The sequence below is a fragment of the Pseudomonas sp. HMSC065H01 genome, assembly GCF_001815235.1.
GTDB lineage: Bacteria > Pseudomonadota > Gammaproteobacteria > Pseudomonadales > Pseudomonadaceae > Pseudomonas > Pseudomonas aeruginosa.
Genome location: NZ_KV819859.1, coordinates 123526 through 141529, shown reverse-complemented (window position 1 = coordinate 141529; position 18004 = coordinate 123526). Strand labels below are relative to the sequence as shown.

Here is an 18004-nt window from a genome sequence, read left to right as displayed (position 1 = left end):
ATGCTCAGCCGGACCGCTTCCGACCTGTACTGGATGTCGCGCTACCTGGAACGCGCGGAGAACCTCGCCCGCATGCTCGACGTCAGCTACTCGCTGTCGCTGTTGCCGCAGGACCGCAACGGCGGCGGCCTGGACGAACTGGCCATGCCGCTGCTGATCACCGGCACCCTCGACGCCTACCTGGAGCGCCACGGCGAACTGGCCGCCGAGCGCCTGCTGAGTTTCTTCGCCCTCGACCCGGACAACCCGGCGAGCATCTACAGCTGCCTGGCTGCAGCGCGCGCCAGTGCCCATGCGGTACGCGGGCGGATCACCCTGGACATGTGGGAGAACATCAACGCCACCTGGCTGGAAATGCGCGGCATCGCCGCCGAGGGCATCCTGCGCTATGGCATCAGTCGTTTCTGCGAATGGGTGAAGGACCGCTCGCACCTGTTCCGCGGCGCGACCTTCGCCACCAGCATGCGCAACGATGCGTTCCGCTTCATCCGTCTCGGAACCTTCATCGAACGCGCCGACAATACCTTGCGCCTGCTCGATGCGCGCTACCAGACCCAGGGCGAAGCGGCGCTCGCCGGGGCGGACGAGGGCACCGCGCGCGGCTACTACCAGTGGAGCGCGCTGCTGCGGGCGCTATCCGCCTTCGAGGACTACACCGAGCTGTACCGCGCCTCGCCCAACGCGCGCAACATCGCCGAATTGCTGCTGTTGCGCGAGGACGTGCCGCGTTCGCTGCTGTCCTGCATCGAGGAACTGAGCGAGATCCTTTCCGGCCTGCCCGGTGTCAACGGCCGGCCGGCGCAGCGCCTGGCCGCCGAGCTGGAGGCGCGGGTGCGCTACACCGGCATCGACGAGGTGCTGGAGCAGGGCCTGCATACCTGGATCACCGACTACATCCTGCTGGTTCGCCAGTTGGCCAACGCCATTCACAGCTCCTACCTGGAGGCCGCATGAGACTCTCGATCACCCACGACACCACCTATCGCTACGAAGACCGGGTGCGCGCCAGCATCCAGTACCTGCGCCTGACCCCGCAGGACAGCGAGCGCCAGCACGTGGTCGATTGGCGCCTGGACCTGCCGCGCCCGGCGCGGCCGCTGCGCGATCCGTACGGCAACATCCTGCACGTCCTGACCCTGGACGAACCGCATGAGTCGGTCCTGATCGCCGCCCACGGCCTGGTCGAGATCGACGAGGAGCGCGAGGTGGAGCACGATCGCCAGTCGCCGTTGCCGTTCCTGCGCAGCACCCGCCTGACCGGCGCCGATGCCGAGATGCGCGCCTTCGCCGAACGCGCCATGGGCGGCCGCAAGGATCGCGGCGGCCTGCTCGACCTGATGCATGCGCTGCACGAGCATATCCTCTACCAGCCGGGGGCGACCCGCGTCGACAGCACCGCCATCGAGGCCTTCGGCGCACGCGCCGGGGTCTGCCAGGACCATGCCCATGCCTTCCTCGCCTGCATCCGCAGCCAGGGTGTGCCGGGGCGCTATGTCTCCGGCTACCTCTACACCGAGGACGACACGCACCTGGCCAGCCATGCCTGGGCCGAGGCCTGGCTCGGCGACGGCTGGTACAGCTTCGACGTGACCAACCGGCTCGGCCGTCCGGAGCGCCATCTCAAGCTGGCCGTCGGCCTCGACTACCTGGATGCCTGCCCGGTGCGCGGCTTGCGCCGTGGCGGCGGTTGCGAGCAGATGCATGCGCGGGTGCTGGTCAGCGCGCCGCTGCTGCAGGTGCAGCAACAGTGACGATCCATTGCGCGCCTGGCGTTATCGGCGATTGCCTTTACGCTTGAGGGGCGGGGACGGACGGAATAAGGAAGATTCGAGATGACCTACTGTGTCGCGATGCACCTGGCCGACGGCTTGGTGTTCGCCTCCGATTCGCGGACCAACGCCGGGATCGACCATATCGCCACCTTCCGCAAGCTGTTCACCTTCGGCACGCCCGGCGAGCGCCTGCTGGTGGTGCAGACGGCCGGCAACCTGGCGACCTCGCAATCGGTGATCAACCTGCTGCAGCAGCGCATCCGCCGGGACGGCGCCAGCCTGCTCAACGTGCCCTCGGTCTACGACGCCACGGCGCTGATCGCCGAGACCACCCGCGAGGTGATGGCCCGCGACGGCGGCAATCTGGCCGGCAATACCGACCTGAGCTGTTCCTTCCTGGTCGGCGGGCAGATCGCCGGCGGACCGCCGGCGCTGTACAGCATCTACCCCCAGGGCAACTTCATCCAGGCCACGCCGGACACGCCTTTCCTGCAACTGGGCGAAAGCAAGTACGGCAAGCCGATCCTCGACCGCAATCTGACTTTCGACACGCCGCTGGAGCAGGCCCTGCGCTGCGCGCTGGTGTCGTTCGACTCGACCATCCGCAGCAACCTCTCGGTGGGCATGCCGCTGGACCTGCTGGTCTACCACCGCGACAGCCTGATCCTGCCGGAGGGCTACCGGGTCACCGAGGACGACGCCTATTTCAGCGCCATCCGCCGCCAGTGGAGCGCCGGCCTGCACGACTTGCTGGAGCGCCTGCCGTCGCCGCCCTCGGCGTACAACATCTGACGCCGCTTCAGCCGGCCGCGCCCGCTTTGCGGCCGGCCATGTGGCGCAGGTAGCCGATCAGCTGGCGCAACTCCTGGTCGTCGATCACCCGTTCCGGGAACGCCGGCATCTTCGCCTGTGGCCATTGCCGCAGCGCCTGCGGGTCGCGGATGTAGCGGGCGAGGAATTGCGGCTGGAAGTACTCGGTGGGGTTGTACGGCAGGTTCAGGTCCGGGCCGAACTGGGCGTCGCCGGCACCGTTGAGACGGTGGCAGGCCAGGCAGTTCTTCTGGAACACGGCGAAGCCGGCGCGCACTTCCGCGCTGGCGTCGGCGGCCGGCAGCAGGGCCGGGAAGCGTTCGGCCAGAGGGGGCTGATAGCGGATGCGGACGACCTGGAAGGGCCATTGCTCCGGACCGATGCGTTTTTCCTCGGGTTTGCTCCAGACCAGATAGAACGGCCCGGCGGACGGCTTGCCGGCGCCCAACGGCGGCCAGGGGCGCTGCGGATCCTCTATCGCCAGCCAGGCTTGCGAGCCCTGTTCGGCGAGCAGCGGGGCGGCCGGCAACTCGGCGGCGAAGCCATCGCTGGCCACGGCCTGCAAATGGTCTCCGGGATGCACGCCTTTCAACAAGGCCGCCAGTGGCACGGCGCGGTAGCGCATGTTCCGGCGGTAGGCGACGTCGGCCGGGATGTCCAGGTCGCGGGCCTGCGGATGCCTGAGCAGTTCTTCGCTGCTCCAGGTCTGCGTGCCCCCCGGCAGTTCCAGGCGGAGCTCGGCGGCCCAGGCGGCAGCCACAGGGAAGAGCAGGGCACCTAGCAACGCCAGGCGCGGGAGAGTGACAGGCATGCGGGTTCCTCGTGCATCCGCCGGTTATGACATGGAGCGAGAGATTGGCACGGAACGGGGGCCTCGCGGTAGCATGCGGGCCATTGCATAGCTGGCTAACCAAGGGGTTCCCGTGCTCGCCGAGTTGTTCGCCGTGATGGCGCCCGTGCTGTTCGGCGCCGGTGTCGGTTATGTCTGGGTCCGTCTCGGACACGCCTATCCGACCGAGTTCGTTTCGCGCATCGTGTTCAACATCGGTTCGCCATGCCTGATCCTCGCCACCCTGGCGCATACCCGGGTGGACCTGCATAGCTTCGGCCGGATGGCCCTGGCCAGCGCGCTGATCTGCGTCTGCATGGCTGCGCTGGGCTGGGCGGCGGCGCGCCTCGGGCGCCAGGAGTGGCAGGTGCTGGTGCCGGCCTACAGCTTCCCGAATGTCGGCAACATGGGCCTGCCGGTGTGCCTGTATGCGTTCGGCGAGGCGGGGATGACCCTGGCGGTGGCGTTCTACCTGATCATGTCGATCGGCAACTTCAGCCTCGGCGTGTTCTGGATGAGCGGCGAGCGCTCCTGGCGCTCGCTGCTGGGCAATCCGATCCTGCTCAGCGTGCTGCTGGCCTTGTTGTTGATGGGGCTCGACCTGCAACTGCCGCGCTGGATGGCGAATACCGTCGACCTGATGGCCGGGCTGACCATTCCGCTGATGCTGATCACCCTCGGCGTGTCCCTGGCCAGCATCCGTCCGCGGCAACTGGGCAATGGCTTCTTCTATGGCGGCCTGCGTCTTCTGCTGGGGGCGCTGGTGGGCTGGTCGGTGGCGCTGGCGTTGCAATTGCCGCCGCTGGCGCAGGGGGTGCTGGTGGTGCAATCGTCGATGCCGGTGGCGGTGTTCAACTATCTCTACGCCTTGCGCGGCAATCGTTCGCCGGATCAGGTCGCCAGCCTGGTGCTGTGTTCGACCCTGCTATCGTTCGCCTTCATTCCACTGCTGCTGACCTGGTGGCTGCCTGCGCTGCGCTGACCGCGAGGCGGTGCGCAGCGTGCAGGCAGCAGGTGCCCTAGCGGATCAGACTGTTAAGGTTGGGAAGGATCAGGATGACTGTGGTGGCGAAGACGATGAGGCTCGCTTGCCGCCATCTTTTTGGCTGCTCGTTCAACATGGCCTGTCTGCCTTTCTTGTTGTCGGGTGGCTGCCTGCTCCGCGCTACGGCCCGGCGGAACGGCTTGCCACGCAGTGGCGTACTCTTCGGTCGGCCCGGCATCCCCGGCGTCGACCTCCCTTTCGAACGCTTGCATGAATCAGTCTAAGCCCCGGCCTGCGCGGGCTTAGACCACTTGGATACAAGCTGCTCCGGTCTAGACATATTCCCTCTATATGACAGCGTGGTGACGGCTCTGGTGTGCGTCTCGACCGTTCGTCCGGTGTCCGGGTTTCCGGTCGAAAGATGGCATGGTGCTATCTTCCCGGCGTTGCAGGCTGAGCTGGGCGGTCAATCAGCCTGAGCGGTTCGGTCATTGTCCCGCCGGCGAGCCTGTTTAAGGTAGGCGGAGGCCCGCTCGGCCGGACGAGAACAGGATAAGAGAGACCGCCATGACCGACGCATTCATTTACGACGCCGTGCGTACTCCCCGCGGCAAGGGCAAGAAGGATGGCGCGCTGCACAGCGTCAAGCCGGTGAACCTGATGGCCGGGCTGTTGCGCGCGGTCCAGCGGCGCAACGACCTGGATACCGCCCAGGTCGACGATATCGTGCTCGGCTGCGTGACGCCGGTGGGCGACCAGGGCGCCGATATCGCCAAGACCGCGGCGCTGGTGGCCGATTGGGACGAACAGGTTGCCGGCGTGCAGATCAACCGTTTCTGCGCCTCCGGCCTGGAGGCGGTGAACCTGGGGGCGATGAAGGTACGCTCCGGTTTCGAGGACCTGGTCCTGGTCGGCGGCGTCGAGTCCATGTCACGCGTGCCGATGGGCTCCGACGGCGGCGCCTGGGCACTGGATCCGGAAACCAACCTGCACACCAGCTTCGTCCCGCAAGGGATCGGCGCCGACCTGATCGCCACCCTGGAAGGCTTCAGTCGCGCCGATGTCGATGCCTTCGCCCTGCGCTCCCAGCAGAAGGCCGCCAAGGCCCGCGCCGAAGGGCTGTTCGGCAAGTCGCTGGTGCCGGTCGCCGACCAGAACGGCATCGTCCTGCTCGACCACGATGAGTTCATTCGCGCCGACTCTACCCTGGAAGGGCTCGCCGCGCTCAAACCGAGTTTCGAGATGATGGGGCAGATGGGCTTCGACGCCACCGCGCTGCGCAAGTACAGCCAGGTCGAGCGCATCGAGCACGTGCATACGCCGGGCAACAGCTCGGGGATCGTCGACGGCGCCAGCGCCATGCTCATCGGCTCCGAGGCCAAGGGCCGCGAACTGGGCCTGAAGGCGCGGGCGCGGATCGTCGCTACCGCGGTGACCTCCACCGACCCCACCATCATGCTTACCGGCCCCGCGCCGGCGACCCGCAAGGCCCTGGCCAAGGCCGGCCTGAAGGTGGAAGACATCGACCTGTTCGAAGTCAACGAGGCGTTCGCTTCGGTGGTGATGAAGTTCATGAAGGACATGGGCGTGGCGGAAAGCAAGGTCAACGTCAACGGCGGCGCCATCGCCATGGGCCACCCGCTCGGCGCCACCGGCTGCATCATCCTCGGCACGCTGCTCGACGAACTGGAGCGGCGCAACCTGCGCTACGGCCTGGCCACCCTCTGCGTAGGCGGCGGCATGGGCATCGCCACCATCATCGAGCGCGTGTGAAGGGAGAACCGGAATGACTGACGCTATCCGTTACGAAAAAGGCCAGGACAACGTCGTCGTCCTGACCATGGACATGCCCGGGCAGAGCGCCAACACCATGAACGGTGTCTACCGCGAGGCGATGGCGAAGACCATCGCGCGGCTGGAGGCGGAGAAAGAGGGGATCGCCGGCGTGGTGCTGACCTCGGCGAAGAAGACCTTCTTCGCCGGCGGCGATCTCAACGAGCTGATCAAGGTCACCAAGGCTGACGCCCCGGCCTTCTACCAGGGCATCCTCGAACTCAAGGGCCAACTGCGGCGCCTGGAGACCCTCGGCAAGCCGGTGGTCGCCGCGATCAACGGCGCTGCGCTGGGCGGCGGCTGGGAGATCTGCCTGGCCTGCCACCACCGCATCGCCCTGGACAATCCCGGCGTGCAGCTCGGCCTGCCGGAGGTGACTCTCGGCCTGTTGCCGGGCGGCGGCGGGGTGGTACGTATGGTGCGCCTGCTTGGCCTGGAGAAAGCCCTGCCGTACCTCGCCGAAGGCAAGAAGGTGCGTCCGGCGGAAGCGCTCAAGGCCGGGCTGATCCACGAACTGGCCGACAGCACCGAGGAAATGCTGGAGAAGGCTCGCGCCTGGATCCTCGCCAACCCGGCGGCGAAGCAGCCCTGGGACAGCGCCGGCTACAAGATTCCCGGCGGTACGCCTGCCAGTCCCAACGTGGCGCAGATGCTGGCCATCGCACCGTCGGTGCTGCGCGACAAGACCAAGGGTTGCTTCCCGGCGCCCGAGAAGATCATGTGCGCGGCGGTGGAGGGCGCCCAGGTCGATTTCGACACCGCGCAACTGATCGAGGCGCGCTATTTCACCGAGCTGACCACCGGCCAGGTGGCGAAGAACATGATCGGCACCTTCTGGTTCCAGCTCAACGAGATCAACGCCGGCAAGTCGCGGCCGCAGGGGTATCCGGTGCGGGCGACGAAAAAGGTCGGCGTGCTCGGCGCCGGGATGATGGGCGCGGGCATCGCCTACGTATCGGCGGCGGCCGGCATCGAGGTGGTGCTCAAGGACGTCTCGCTGGAAGCGGCGGAGAAGGGCAAGGCTTATTCGGCCAGGCTGCTGGACAAGAAAGTTGCGCGCGGGCACCTGTCCGCCGAGAAGCGCGACGCCTTCCTCGCGCGGATCGTGCCGAGCGTCAGCGAAGCCGACTTCGAAGGCTGCGACCTGATCATCGAGGCGGTCTTCGAGGACCGCGCGCTGAAAGGCAAGGTCACCGCCGAGGCCGAGAAGCATGCCCTGGCCGATGCGGTGGTGGCGTCCAATACCTCGACCCTGCCGATCACCGGTCTGGCCCAGGCGGTGGCGCGGCCGGAGAAGTTCATCGGCCTGCACTTCTTCAGCCCGGTGGACAAGATGCCGCTGGTGGAGATCATCCGCGGCGAAAAGACCAGCGACGAAACCCTGGCACGCGGTTTCGACTACGTGCTGCAGATCAAGAAAACGCCGATCGTGGTCAACGACAGCCGCGGCTTCTTCACCTCGCGGGTATTCGGCACCTTCACTAACGAAGGCATCGCCATGCTCGGCGAAGGCGTGAGCGCCGCGATGATCGACAACCAGGCGCGCCAGGCCGGTATGCCGGTGGGGCCGCTGGCGATTTCCGACGAAGTCTCGCTGAGCCTGATGACCCACATCCGCAACCAGACCGCCCGCGACCTCGAGGCCGAGGGCAAGGCTCTGCCGACGCACCCCGCGTTCGCCGTGATCGACCTGATGGTCAATGAGTACAAGCGCCCGGGCAAGGCGGCCGGCGCCGGCTTCTACGACTACCCGGCGAACGGCAGGAAACATCTCTGGGCGGAACTCAAGAGCCGCTTCGAGAAGCCTTATGCGCAAATATCCGCCGAGGACGTACGCGACCGCCTGCTGTTCATCCAGGCCATCGAGACCGTGCGTTGCGTGGAGGAGGGGGTATTGCACTCCACCGCCGACGCGAACATCGGCTCGATCTTCGGTATCGGTTTCGCCGCCTGGAGCGGGGGCGCCTTGCAGTTCATCAACCAGTACGGCCTGAAGGACTTCATCGCCCGCGCCCAATACCTGGTCGAACAGTACGGCGAGCGCTTCGAGCCACCGGCGCTGTTGCTGGAGAAGGCGGCGAAGGGCGAGCTGTTCTGAGTCCTGGCGTCGCATGGAGAGCCGGCCTTCGGGCCGGCTTTCTCGTGGTTGCGTACCGCGGCGGATGACGCCACCCCGGTATCCCCTGGTTCTTGCCAGCCAGGCCGCCACGGGTAGGGCGAATAGCGCCATGGGCGCTATCCGCCGATATGCCGAGGTTCGGCGGATAACCGCGATGCGGTTATCCGCCCTACGCCGTGCGTCGATACAGGCCAGCCTCCATGCTTGCCTCCAGGCCGCCACGGGCGCTTCCGCCGATGTGCCTACGCGGGACCTGGGTGTTCCTCGCCGGGGTAGCGCAGCAGGTCGATCACGGCGCTCAACGCCGCCGGGTGGTTGCGGCGGTTCGGATAATAGAGATGGAAACCGGGAAAGGGGGCGCACCAATCCGCCAGGACCCGTTCCAGGCGGCCGGCGGCGAGGTGCTCGGCGACTTCCTCCTCGATGGCGAAGGCAATCCCGACATCGGCCAGCGCCGCCTGTAGCATCAGGCGCGGGTCGTCGAGGACCAGCGGTCCGCTCACGGCCACCGAAAGCGCTTTCGTGCCCTTGCTGAATTGCCATTTGTAAAGCTCTCCGGAAGACACCTTGCGCCAGCCGATGCAACGGTGGCCGAGCAATTCCTCCGGGCTACCCGGCCTGCCTTGCCGTCGGAAGTAGGCCGGGGTCGCGACGATGGCCAAGCGCAGGTCCGGGCCGACCCGCACGGCGCGCATGCCGTGCTGGAGGTCTTCGCCGAGGCGGATGCCGGCGTCGAAACCGGCTTCGACGATATTGGCGAAACCCTCGTCCGCCACCACTTCCAGGGTGATGCCGGGATAGTCGCGGGCCAGTTCGCCGAAACGTGGCGCGAGGACGAGACCGATGGCGTTTCGCGGTGCGTTGATTCGTACCAGGCCGTGAGGCGTTTCGCGAAAGCGGTTAAGGCTGTCCAGCGCGGCGGCGATGTCTTCGAACGCCGGGTCCAGGTGTGCCAGCAGGTGCTCGCCGGCCTCGGTCGGCGAGACGTTGCGAGTGGTGCGGTTGAGCAGGCGGATGCCGAGCTGGGTTTCCAGTTCGCGCAGGGTGTGGCTGAGCGTCGGCGGGGTCACGCCGAGGGTGGCGGCGGCGCGGCGGAAACTGCGTTCGCGAGCGATGGCGACGAAGGCGGCGAGACCGGCGAGATCGGGCTTCTTCATTGGATTATTAAAATAACTCGATCAATGAAAGAGATTTTTCCAGGATAGTTAGCTATTCGGCAGCAATATAGCATCGTCGGGAAACCTGGCTCATGAACAGGGTGGGGCCGGGGAAACCGCTCTTTTCAGAGCCCTCCGACGAGGTCGTACGATGCAGCATGTCCGTCTTGGCAACAGCGGCCTGAAAGTCTCCCGACTCTGCCTGGGGTGCATGACCTATGGCGATCCGGCGTGGCGTCCATGGGTGCTGGACGAGGAACGGGCGCGTCCGTTCATTCGCGAGGCGCTGGAAGCCGGGATCGACTTCTTCGACAGTGCCGATATCTATTCCACCGGCGAGAGTGAGCGGATCCTCGGACGCGCGCTCAGGGACTTCGCGCAACGCGAGGACCTGGTAATCGCCACCAAGGCGTTCTTTCCCATGAGCGACAGGCCCAACGCCTGCGGCTTGTCGCGCAAGCATCTGCTTGCCAGCGTGGATGCCTCGCTGCGGCGGTTGGGTACGGACTACCTGGATCTCTTCGTGATCCATCGCTTCGATCCGGAAACCCCGATCGAGGAAACCTGCGAAACCCTCGACAGCCTGGTGCGTGCCGGCAAGGTCCGTTACCTCGGCGCCTCGTCGATGCCGGCCTGGCGCTTCATGAAGATGCTCGCCTTCCAGCGCCACCACGGCCTGGCGCAATTCATCTCGATGCAGAGCCAGTACAACCTGATCGTTCGCGAGGACGAGGAGGACCTCGTGCCGCTGTGCCGGGAAGAGGGGATCGCGTTGACGCCCTGGTCGCCGCTGGCGCGTGGGCTGCTGGCCGGAGCGCGAAGCGCCGGCACGCTGCGGACCCGGACGGACGAACAGGCCCCGCGCTGGTACGGCGGCAGGGAGGAAGTCGAGTCGACCCTCGGCGCGTTGGAGAAACTCGCCGCTGCCCGCGGGCTTCCACCGGCGCAACTCGCCCTGGCCTGGCTGCTTGGCCGGAACGGTGTCGCCGCGCCGATCGTCGGCCTGTCCAGGCCGCATCACCTCGAGGATGCCCTCGCGGCGCTGACGCTGGACCTCGCCGAAGAGGAGTGCGCCACGCTGGAGGCGCCGCTCACGGTGCGCGCCCGGACCCCGCGCTGGTAGGGCGCACATCGACGGAGAAAGCATGATGAGACGACAGGCTTCCGTGTTGCTGCTGGTATCCATGGTATCGGCGACCGTCTTGCCGGTTTTCGCCCGTGCGCCGGGCGAGCGCGAGCCGTCCTGCGCCGCGACGAGCATCGTCCTGCCAGCGGGGGCCCGGTATCCCAACGGCATCGCCCATGCCGCCGATGGAACGCTGTACATCGGTCTGGTCACCAGCGGGCGCATCCTGCGCAAGCCTCCCGGGGGCGAGTGGGAAACCTTCTTCGCCGGCAGCCCGGCGATCTTCGCTGCCACCGCGCTGCGGCTGGACGAGCCGCGTGGCCTGCTCTGGGGCAATTCGCCGGACTTCCTACCCGCTGGCCGGCGCCGGCCGCATGGGGTGTTCGCCCTGGATCTCGCGACCGGTGCCGTGCGCCGATATCTGACCCTGCCCGGCGACGGGATGGGCAACGATCTCGCGGTGGCGCCGGACGGAACGGTCTACCTGAGCGAAACCCGGGATGGCAGCCTGATGCGGCTGCGGCCCGGGGAACCGGCGTTCCAGGTGTTGCTGCGCGACAGCCGCCTGGCCGGCCCCGGCGGCCTGGGCGCGGCGGGCATCGTCCGGGTGGACGACGACACCCTGCTGGTCGGCAACTTCGGTAGCGGGGCGATCCATGTCGTCGAAGGGGTCGCCACGCGTCCGCGGCTGCGCGAGATGGAGCTGCCCCGAACGCTGGAGAATCCGGACGGCATGGCGCTGGCTCCGGACGGCTCGCTGATCGTGCTGGAGAACGCCATCCGCAGCGGCGCCGGCAAGGTGCTGCGGATCGCCGAGCCGCTCGCTCCAGGGCGGCGCGGCATCGAAGTGATACGCGAGGGCCTGGAGTCGCCGGTCAACCTGACCGTCACCGGACAGGGTTGCGCCTATGTCAGCGAGTCCCGCATTCGCCACCGCCTGTTGCCGGGGCGCGAGGGCGAGGTGCCGGCGCGTTTCCTGATCCACCGGCTGCCCCTGGACGCGGCCGGGGGCCGTTGATCGGCCGCTCAGGCGTTGGCGAAACGACCTTCCAGATAGGCGATGATCTCGCTGGATTCGTACATCCAGCGCACCTGGCCGTTTTCCTCGATGCGCAGGCACGGCACCTTGACCTTCCCGCCGCCTTCCAGCAAAGCCTGGCGGGCCTGCGGATCGTTCATGGCGTCCTTGAGTTGCATCGGCAGGTTCAGCCGGTGCATGGCGCGGCGTGTCTTCACGCAGAACGGACAGGCGCGGAACTGGTAGAGCGACAGGTTCCGCAGCGCCCGCTCGACCTCGGCCTGGGCCTCGGCGCTGCGCTGCAGCTTGCGGGGGCGGCTGACGAAGTCGGCGAGGATAATCGCCTGACCCAGTCCGTTACGTACTGCCTTGAGCAACATGGCGTGTGCCTCGCGGGAAAACCGCCAGTTTACGTGGCGGTTCCGGGCATGGGGAGTCCTTCCGTCTCCTGTGCAGATTTCTTTACGGCTGGGCGTCTCGGGAATCTTTCTGCCGGCTGCTTGTTTTTTGGCGAATCGTCCGGATATTCCTTTCGAGGCCAGGGCGACGGTTCCCTTGCCCGCGCTCCTGTGTTAATTAAATCAAACGAAAACGACAATAACCCCACTTCTTCAGAGAGTCTTTATGTCGCTCCGCATCTGTATCCTGGAAACCGATATCCTTCGTCCCGAGCTGATCGAGCGCTACGAAGGCTACGGCCGGATGTTCCAGCAACTGTTCGCCAAGCAACCGATCGCCGCCGAATTCGTCATCTACAACGTGGTGGAGGGGCGCTATCCGGCGGACGACGAGCGCTTCGACGCCTACCTGGTGACCGGCAGCAAGGCCGACTCCTTCGGTCCCGACCCGTGGATCCAGACCCTGAAGACCTTCCTCCTGGACCGCTACGAGCGCGGCGACAAGCTCCTCGGCGTGTGTTTCGGCCACCAGTTGCTGGCCCTGCTGCTCGGTGGCAAGGCCGAGCGCGCCAGCCAGGGCTGGGGCATGGGCATCCACCAGTACCAGTTGAACGAACGGGCCGACTGGATGAGCCCGGCGCTGCCGGACCTGACCCTGTTGATCAGCCACCAGGACCAGGTCACCCGGCTGCCGGAAAACGCGCGGGTGATCGCTTCCAGCGACTTCTGTCCCTATGCCGCCTACGCCATCGGCGACCAGGTGCTGTGCTTCCAGGGGCATCCCGAGTTCGTCCACGACTACTCCCGCGAACTGCTCGAACTGCGCCAGCAGCACCTGGGCGAGGAACTCTATCGCAAGGGGGTCGATAGCCTGGCGGGGGACCACCAGGGCACCGTCGTCGCCGAATGGATGATGCGTTTCGTCGCGCGCCAGCCGACCGGCGCCTGAGCCGGCTCCGCGCCATGCGAGCGCCGCCAGCCTCCCGGGGTTGGCGGCGTTTTCGTTTCAGGCCGGGCAGTCGAGGATGAAGCGCTCCGGGATCCAGCGCTGCGGGCGTGCCGGCGGGGTGCCGCTCTGCAGCTTCAGCGCCAGGTTGGCCGCCAGCGCGCGGACCATCGCCTGGTTGCATTCGATGGTGCGCGCCAGTGCGCCTGCCGAGCCTTGGGCGAGGCCGAGTAGCGAGTAGCCATTGGTCAATATCGCCAGGGCGGCGACGATCCAGAATTTCCGTGTTTGCCTTCTCATGCTGTTTCCCGGGAAAGAAGCCGGCGTTCAACCGGCGCGTCGACTGTTCAACCCCGAGAGCAGGCCTGGCAGGGCCTGGCCGATCTGGTTGGAGAAGGTCGTGGCGGTGTCGTTGTCCGGTGTGGCGTTCCTGGCGCTTTCGGCGCCGGCGACGAGGCTCAGCACGACCAGCATGAGGATGGCGTACAGACCCAGGGTGGCCAGGGCGGTGTTGCGGGCGTAATGGCGTGGGCTGCGACGTTTCATGGCGGCTTCCGTGATCGATACCTCGGATGAGCATAGGATCGCGGAGAAGAATTCGATTGGATAACGAATTTTCGCGCTATTAACTATCGACAGAAATGATGCTTTGGCCGAACGACCGGTACGGGTTGCGGGGCCTGGGTTCGGGCCCGATGGATCAGGACGAAGTCGGCGCGAGCAGGCGATCGACCACCTGCCGGGCTCGCTCGAAGGAGGGGTAGCCGCTGCGCGCGACCGGCAGCTCGGCGTAGGCCTGGCGATAGGTCTCGGCCTTGGGAATGTCGGCGCGCGGCAACAGGAAGGGCTCGGCGTAGATCTTGTAGAGCATTGCGTTGGCCAGCGGGTAGCGTCGCTCGGCGGAACGTTCGAGGAGGCGGGTGATGCGCTCGCAATCGCTGGCCTGGCCGTCGCGGCGAGCGATCAGCACGGCCTGGTAGAAGTCCGCCTCGCCGCTGCGGTCGTCGCGCGCCGCGCGCTCCAGCAGGGCCTGGGCCAGCGGCAGGCGATCGCGGTCGTTGGCGACGATGATCAGTTTCGCCTGAAGCATGTCGTTCTCGTACAGCAGTTTTTCCCTGTCGCTGTCCTGGCGGCAGGTGGCGCAGCTTGCCAACAGCGGGATCAGGCAAAGTGCAATCCATTTCGGCATGGCGGTTGTTTCCTTGTCATGGATGAGACGGCACGAGGCTGGAATCCAATGGAGAGGCGAGGCGCCTCCAAGGTTCCCTCGCATGCAGTCTAGTCGGCCCGTAGCGGATGGGACCGGCCGTCTTTGATACGCATCAACTGGCGCCGGCGGGCAAGGCGTACGGTGAAAGATGCAGGGCGGCGCACGAAGCGCCTGTCCCGAAGCCAAGAAGGAAACGCTCATGATTCGTGAAGTTGAAGGTGACATTCTGCTTTCCGGGGCCCAGGTGATCGCCCACGGCATCGCGCCCCAGGACCATTTCGACAGCGGCCTGGCCCTCGCCTTGCGCGAACGCTGGCCGTCGATGGTTCGCGACTACCGGCATGCCGCCCATGCCAGGGCGCCCGAGCCGGGCGGCATCTGGGTCTGGGCCGGGGTCGACGAGCAGGGCAAGACCCAGTGCATCGTCAACCTGATCACCCAGGGCATGCTGCACAGCGGTCGCAGCGCCAAGCCGGGCAAGGCGAGCCTGGAGGATGTCGGCCATGCCCTGCGCGAGCTGGCCCGCTATGTGCGCAGCGAAGGGGTGAGCAGCCTGGCTCTGCCCTGCGTGGCGACGGGAGTGGGCGGGCTGGACTGGTCCGAGGTCAAGCCGCTGGTGGTTCGCCACCTGGGCGACCTGGAGATCCCGGTGATTCTCTACGAGGTCTATCGCAAGGGCGTGGCGGCCGAGGAAAAGCTGGCCTGAACGAGAAGCCCGGCGTGAGCCGGGCTTTTCAGGGTTGCGGGGAAAAGAAAAACGTTCCTGGCAGGCGGCGTTCAACCCTGCGCATCGGTGTCGCTCGCGGTTGGCGCCGTGGCCTGTTGCTGCTGGGCCTGCTCGATGGCGTGCTGGTTCAGTTGGACCATGCGGTTTTCCATCAGGCTGGATTCGTCGGCGAAGCTGGCTTGCACTGCGAGGGTGGTAGCCATGCCGAGGAGAATGGCGGCGAAGACGTTGCGTTTCATGATGACCTCCGGTTTTCCTTGGGAATGTCACCAGGATAATCCGTAATAATTTTTTAAAAATAGCAGTTAGGGAGAGTTACCTTTGCGTAATAAGTAATTATTGGGCGCAAAAAAGCCCGGTACCAACCGGGCTTTCGCTGGCGCGGGCCTTAGCCCAGGTGCTTCTTGTCCAGCTCGATCGCCTGGTCGAGGGTTTCCAGCAGTGCCTTGCGCACCTTGAGCTTGGTATTGCGATGCGCGGTCATGTTGAGTTTCTTCAACTGCTGGGCCGCTGCACGCGCGCTTTCCTGCAACTGGTCGGCGCTGACCAGGGTGTCGAGGAAGCCGGCATCCACCGCAGCGGCCGGACTGAACATCTCGGCATTGATGACCGAGCGGGTGAACGCCGACTTGCGCAGGCGATCGCGGGCCAGTTCGATGCCGACATGGTGCATGGTCATGCCGATGGCGACTTCGTTCAGGCCGATCTGGAACGGCCCGTCGACGCCGATCCGGTAGTCGGCCGAGAGCAGCAGGAAGGCGCCCTTGGCTACCGCGTGCCCGGGGCAGGCGACGATCACCGGATAGGGATGGGAGAGCAGGCGGCGAGCCAGGGTCGAGCCGGCGGCGACCAGGTTGACGGCATTCTCCGGGCCGGAGGTCATGACCTTCAGGTCGTAGCCACCGGAGAGGATGCCCGGCTGGCCGGTGACGATGACCACGGCCTTGTCCTGCAGGGCCTGGTCGAGAGCCTGGTTGAAGGCGTCGATCACCGCCGGGGAGATGGCGTTCACCTTGCCGTTGTTGAGGGTCAGGGTGGCGATGCCGTCTTCGAACTGGTAGCTGATCAACTCGCTCATGGCAGGATTCCTTTTGGTGGAGTGGCGCAGACCTTACTGATGGGCGTCGTCGGCGTAAAGCGCTTTGGCTGACCCGCGGGTCATGCGCGATTGTGCTTGCGCGGGCCTCCCGAGCAGGGCTCCAGTGACGCCTGCGCGTTCCTGGCAGAAGAAACGGTTGAGTCTGGCCGGGGAAGACAGCAATATGGGCCCTATCGTTAGTCCGGCCTTGCATGCGGTGCAGGTCACCCGTTTCGAGGATGTCCGCCAGGCGCGCTCAGCCGCCGGGACGAGAACGGACGAAGTTATCCGGCGGCCTGCTGAAGGCCGGTACGCGGGGGCATCCTCGCGAGGAACCCTATCAATCAGGCGCGGGTCGGGTTACGAACCCGTTGAGGAGATCCAAAGTGAGCGAGTCCCTGTCCATCCATCATGACGTGGGCGGCCATCAGTTCGAGACGACGGTGGATGGCCATCGTGCCTATCTGGCGTATATGGACCTGGGCAAGCAGACGCTGGACATCTACCGGACCTTCGTACCGGATTCGCTGCGGGGTCGCGGTATCGCTGCCGCGCTGACCGAACACGCCCTGCAGTACGCCGACCGCATGGGCTACAGCGTGATCCCGTCCTGCTCCTACGTGGAGCGTTACATCGAGCGTCGCCAGCGTCAGGCCGATCCGGCCGCCTGAGCAGGCGCGCAATGAAAAACGCCGGGCATCAGCCCGGCGTTTTCGTTTCCGCCTCGCTCAGCCGCGCTGGCGTTTCGGCAGCACGTCCTTGAGCTTGGCGTGCATGCTGCGGATGCTCTTCTCGGTGGTCGCCCAGTCGATGCATGCATCGGTGATGGAGACGCCGTACTGAAGTTGGTCGAGATCCTTCGGAATCGGCTGGCTGCCCCAGCCCAGGTGGCTTTCCACCATCAGGCCGACGATCGAGTTGTTGCCTTCGACGATCTGGTTGCTGACGTTGTCCATCACCAGCGGTTGCAGGGCCGGGTCCTTGTTGGAGTTGGCGTGGCTGCAGTCGACCATGATGTTCAGCGGGATTTTCGCCTTGTTCAGGTCCTGCTCGCAGAGCGCGACGCTGACCGAATCGTAGTTCGGCTTGCCGTTGCCGCCGCGCAACACCACGTGACCATAGCGGTTGCCCTTGGTGGTGACGATGGATACGCCGCCCTGCTGGTTGATGCCGAGGAAGCGATGCGGGCTGGAGACCGACTGCAGGGCATTGATCGCCACGGTCAGGCTGCCATCGGTGCCGTTCTTGAAGCCGACCGCGGAAGACAGGCCGGAGGCCATCTCGCGGTGGGTCTGCGATTCGGTGGTACGGGCGCCGATCGCCGACCAGCTGATCAGGTCCTGCAGGTACTGCGGGGAAATCGGGTCGAGCGCTTCGGTGGCGGTGGGCAAGCCTTTCTCGGCGAGGTCGCGGAGCAGTTGGCGACCGATGTGCAGGCCATCCTGGATCTTGAACGAGTCGTCCAGGTACGGATCGTTGATCAGGCCTTTCCAGCCCACCGTGGTACGCGGCTTCTCGAAGTACACGCGCATCACCAGGAACAGCGTATCCGCCACTTCGGCCGCGAGCGCCTTGAGGCGGTCGGCGTATTCGTGGGCGGCCTTGATGTCGTGGATGGAGCAGGGGCCGATCACCACGAACAGACGGTGGTCCTTGCCATCCAGGATGTCGCGCACCACCTGGCGACCATGGGCCACGGTCTGCAGGGCCTTGTCGGTCAGGGGAATTTCACGCTTGAGCTGCTCCGGCGTGATCAGGGTCTCGTTGGAGGCAACGTTAAGGTCGTCGATCTGTAAATCAGCCATCGTGGTACTCAATCAGGTCACGGGCGCCGGCCGCCGGGAGGCCCCCTGCGAAAGGGCGCAGGCATGAAGTTCGCAAACGGGGAGACGAACCTTAACGTGTCGGGCCGGGCCTAGACAATGGGCGGGACGCGGTTCGCCGGTGTTTTCCCCGCTCTGCGCACGTTTTCTTCGTTGCTCCGGGCCAAGGCTGC

At 66.0% G+C, this 18004-nt stretch carries 20 protein-coding genes; 11 read left to right on the top strand and 9 right to left on the bottom strand.

The annotated features are described in order from the left end of the window. The 3 genes from HMPREF3014_RS08380 (at window position 1) to HMPREF3014_RS08370 (ending at window position 2564) form a co-directional block, all read left to right on the top strand. Complete coding sequence (locus HMPREF3014_RS08380; RefSeq protein WP_034016911.1) at window positions 1-954, top strand: alpha-E domain-containing protein; 954 nt, start codon at window positions 1-3, stop codon at window positions 952-954. Next, window positions 951-1751, top strand: a complete 801-nt coding sequence (locus HMPREF3014_RS08375) for a transglutaminase family protein (RefSeq protein ID WP_003087743.1) — start codon at window positions 951-953, stop codon at window positions 1749-1751. Before HMPREF3014_RS08380 ends, HMPREF3014_RS08375 begins: the two co-directional genes overlap by 4 nt. Window positions 1752-1832: 81 nt before the next feature. Continuing rightward, window positions 1833-2564, top strand: a complete 732-nt coding sequence (locus tag HMPREF3014_RS08370) for a proteasome-type protease (protein ID WP_003100716.1) — start codon at window positions 1833-1835, stop codon at window positions 2562-2564. A 7-nt stretch (window positions 2565-2571) separates the two neighbouring features. On the opposite strand, the gene HMPREF3014_RS08365 is transcribed toward HMPREF3014_RS08370, so the two are convergent. Then, the gene (locus HMPREF3014_RS08365) at window positions 2572-3393 is read right to left on the bottom strand and encodes a cytochrome c (protein ID WP_017148925.1); all 822 of its coding nucleotides are present in this window, start codon (window positions 3391-3393) and stop codon (window positions 2572-2574) included. 112 nt (window positions 3394-3505) lie between these two features. On the opposite strand from HMPREF3014_RS08365, the gene HMPREF3014_RS08360 reads away from it, so the two are divergent. From HMPREF3014_RS08360 to HMPREF3014_RS08345, 3 genes are all read left to right on the top strand, one after another. After that, window positions 3506-4393: an AEC family transporter gene (locus HMPREF3014_RS08360; protein ID WP_003087746.1), complete on the top strand. Its 888-nt coding sequence runs from the start codon at window positions 3506-3508 to the stop codon at window positions 4391-4393. 570 nt (window positions 4394-4963) lie between these two features. Beyond that, complete coding sequence (locus HMPREF3014_RS08350) at window positions 4964-6169, top strand: acetyl-CoA C-acetyltransferase (protein ID WP_003087747.1); 1206 nt, start codon at window positions 4964-4966, stop codon at window positions 6167-6169. A gap of 13 nt (window positions 6170-6182) precedes the next feature. Continuing rightward, a complete protein-coding gene (locus tag HMPREF3014_RS08345; protein ID WP_017148926.1) occupies window positions 6183-8327 on the top strand; it encodes a 3-hydroxyacyl-CoA dehydrogenase NAD-binding domain-containing protein in 2145 nt (714 codons plus the stop codon). Between the two features lie 263 nt (window positions 8328-8590). On the opposite strand, the gene HMPREF3014_RS08340 is transcribed toward HMPREF3014_RS08345, so the two are convergent. Then, window positions 8591-9505: a LysR family transcriptional regulator gene (locus tag HMPREF3014_RS08340; RefSeq protein WP_003087749.1), complete on the bottom strand. Its 915-nt coding sequence runs from the start codon at window positions 9503-9505 to the stop codon at window positions 8591-8593. 151 nt (window positions 9506-9656) lie between these two features. Here HMPREF3014_RS08340 and HMPREF3014_RS08335 point away from each other — a divergent pair, with 151 nt between their 5' ends. Beyond that, window positions 9657-10628, top strand: coding sequence for an aldo/keto reductase (locus tag HMPREF3014_RS08335; protein WP_003117709.1), 972 nt, complete (start codon window positions 9657-9659; stop codon window positions 10626-10628). A 22-nt stretch (window positions 10629-10650) separates the two neighbouring features. After that, window positions 10651-11649, top strand: a complete 999-nt coding sequence (locus HMPREF3014_RS08330; RefSeq protein WP_003160038.1) for a Vgb family protein — start codon at window positions 10651-10653, stop codon at window positions 11647-11649. A gap of 8 nt (window positions 11650-11657) precedes the next feature. On the opposite strand, the gene HMPREF3014_RS08325 is transcribed toward HMPREF3014_RS08330, so the two are convergent. Further along, the gene (locus HMPREF3014_RS08325; RefSeq protein ID WP_003087752.1) at window positions 11658-12029 is read right to left on the bottom strand and encodes a glutaredoxin family protein; all 372 of its coding nucleotides are present in this window, start codon (window positions 12027-12029) and stop codon (window positions 11658-11660) included. 244 nt (window positions 12030-12273) lie between these two features. Here HMPREF3014_RS08325 and HMPREF3014_RS08320 point away from each other — a divergent pair, with 244 nt between their 5' ends. Then, the gene (locus tag HMPREF3014_RS08320; protein WP_003098093.1) at window positions 12274-12996 is read left to right on the top strand and encodes an amidotransferase; all 723 of its coding nucleotides are present in this window, start codon (window positions 12274-12276) and stop codon (window positions 12994-12996) included. 57 nt (window positions 12997-13053) lie between these two features. Here HMPREF3014_RS08320 and HMPREF3014_RS08315 read toward each other — a convergent pair whose 3' ends face one another. The 3 genes from HMPREF3014_RS08315 to HMPREF3014_RS08305 form a co-directional block, all read right to left on the bottom strand. Further along, on the bottom strand, window positions 13054-13293 hold the full coding sequence (locus HMPREF3014_RS08315; protein ID WP_003087754.1) for a hypothetical protein: 240 nt from the start codon (window positions 13291-13293) through the stop codon (window positions 13054-13056). A 27-nt stretch (window positions 13294-13320) separates the two neighbouring features. Then, window positions 13321-13539 (bottom strand): hypothetical protein, encoded by a 219-nt coding sequence (locus HMPREF3014_RS08310; RefSeq protein WP_003098091.1) that lies wholly within the window; start codon window positions 13537-13539, stop codon window positions 13321-13323. A 154-nt stretch (window positions 13540-13693) separates the two neighbouring features. Further along, entirely contained in the window at window positions 13694-14182 is a 489-nt protein-coding gene (locus HMPREF3014_RS08305; RefSeq protein ID WP_003087756.1) for a hypothetical protein, read from the bottom strand. 220 nt (window positions 14183-14402) lie between these two features. Here HMPREF3014_RS08305 and HMPREF3014_RS08300 point away from each other — a divergent pair, with 220 nt between their 5' ends. Next, window positions 14403-14909 carry a macro domain-containing protein gene (locus tag HMPREF3014_RS08300; protein ID WP_003087757.1) on the top strand — a complete coding sequence of 169 codons (507 nt, stop codon included), beginning with the start codon at window positions 14403-14405 and terminating at the stop codon, window positions 14907-14909. A gap of 71 nt (window positions 14910-14980) precedes the next feature. Here the strand turns inward: HMPREF3014_RS08300 and HMPREF3014_RS08295 are convergent, their stop codons facing one another. Beyond that, window positions 14981-15169, bottom strand: a complete 189-nt coding sequence (locus HMPREF3014_RS08295) for a hypothetical protein (protein ID WP_003087758.1) — start codon at window positions 15167-15169, stop codon at window positions 14981-14983. A gap of 149 nt (window positions 15170-15318) precedes the next feature. Next, window positions 15319-16008: a crotonase/enoyl-CoA hydratase family protein gene (locus HMPREF3014_RS08290; protein WP_003087759.1), complete on the bottom strand. Its 690-nt coding sequence runs from the start codon at window positions 16006-16008 to the stop codon at window positions 15319-15321. Between the two features lie 386 nt (window positions 16009-16394). Here HMPREF3014_RS08290 and HMPREF3014_RS08285 point away from each other — a divergent pair, with 386 nt between their 5' ends. Next, window positions 16395-16679 carry a GNAT family N-acetyltransferase gene (locus HMPREF3014_RS08285; RefSeq protein WP_003087762.1) on the top strand — a complete coding sequence of 95 codons (285 nt, stop codon included), beginning with the start codon at window positions 16395-16397 and terminating at the stop codon, window positions 16677-16679. Between the two features lie 57 nt (window positions 16680-16736). Here the strand turns inward: HMPREF3014_RS08285 and HMPREF3014_RS08280 are convergent, their stop codons facing one another. Then, on the bottom strand, window positions 16737-17813 hold the full coding sequence (locus tag HMPREF3014_RS08280) for a 3-deoxy-7-phosphoheptulonate synthase (protein ID WP_003087765.1): 1077 nt from the start codon (window positions 17811-17813) through the stop codon (window positions 16737-16739). Window positions 17814-18004: the final 191 nt, after the last annotated feature.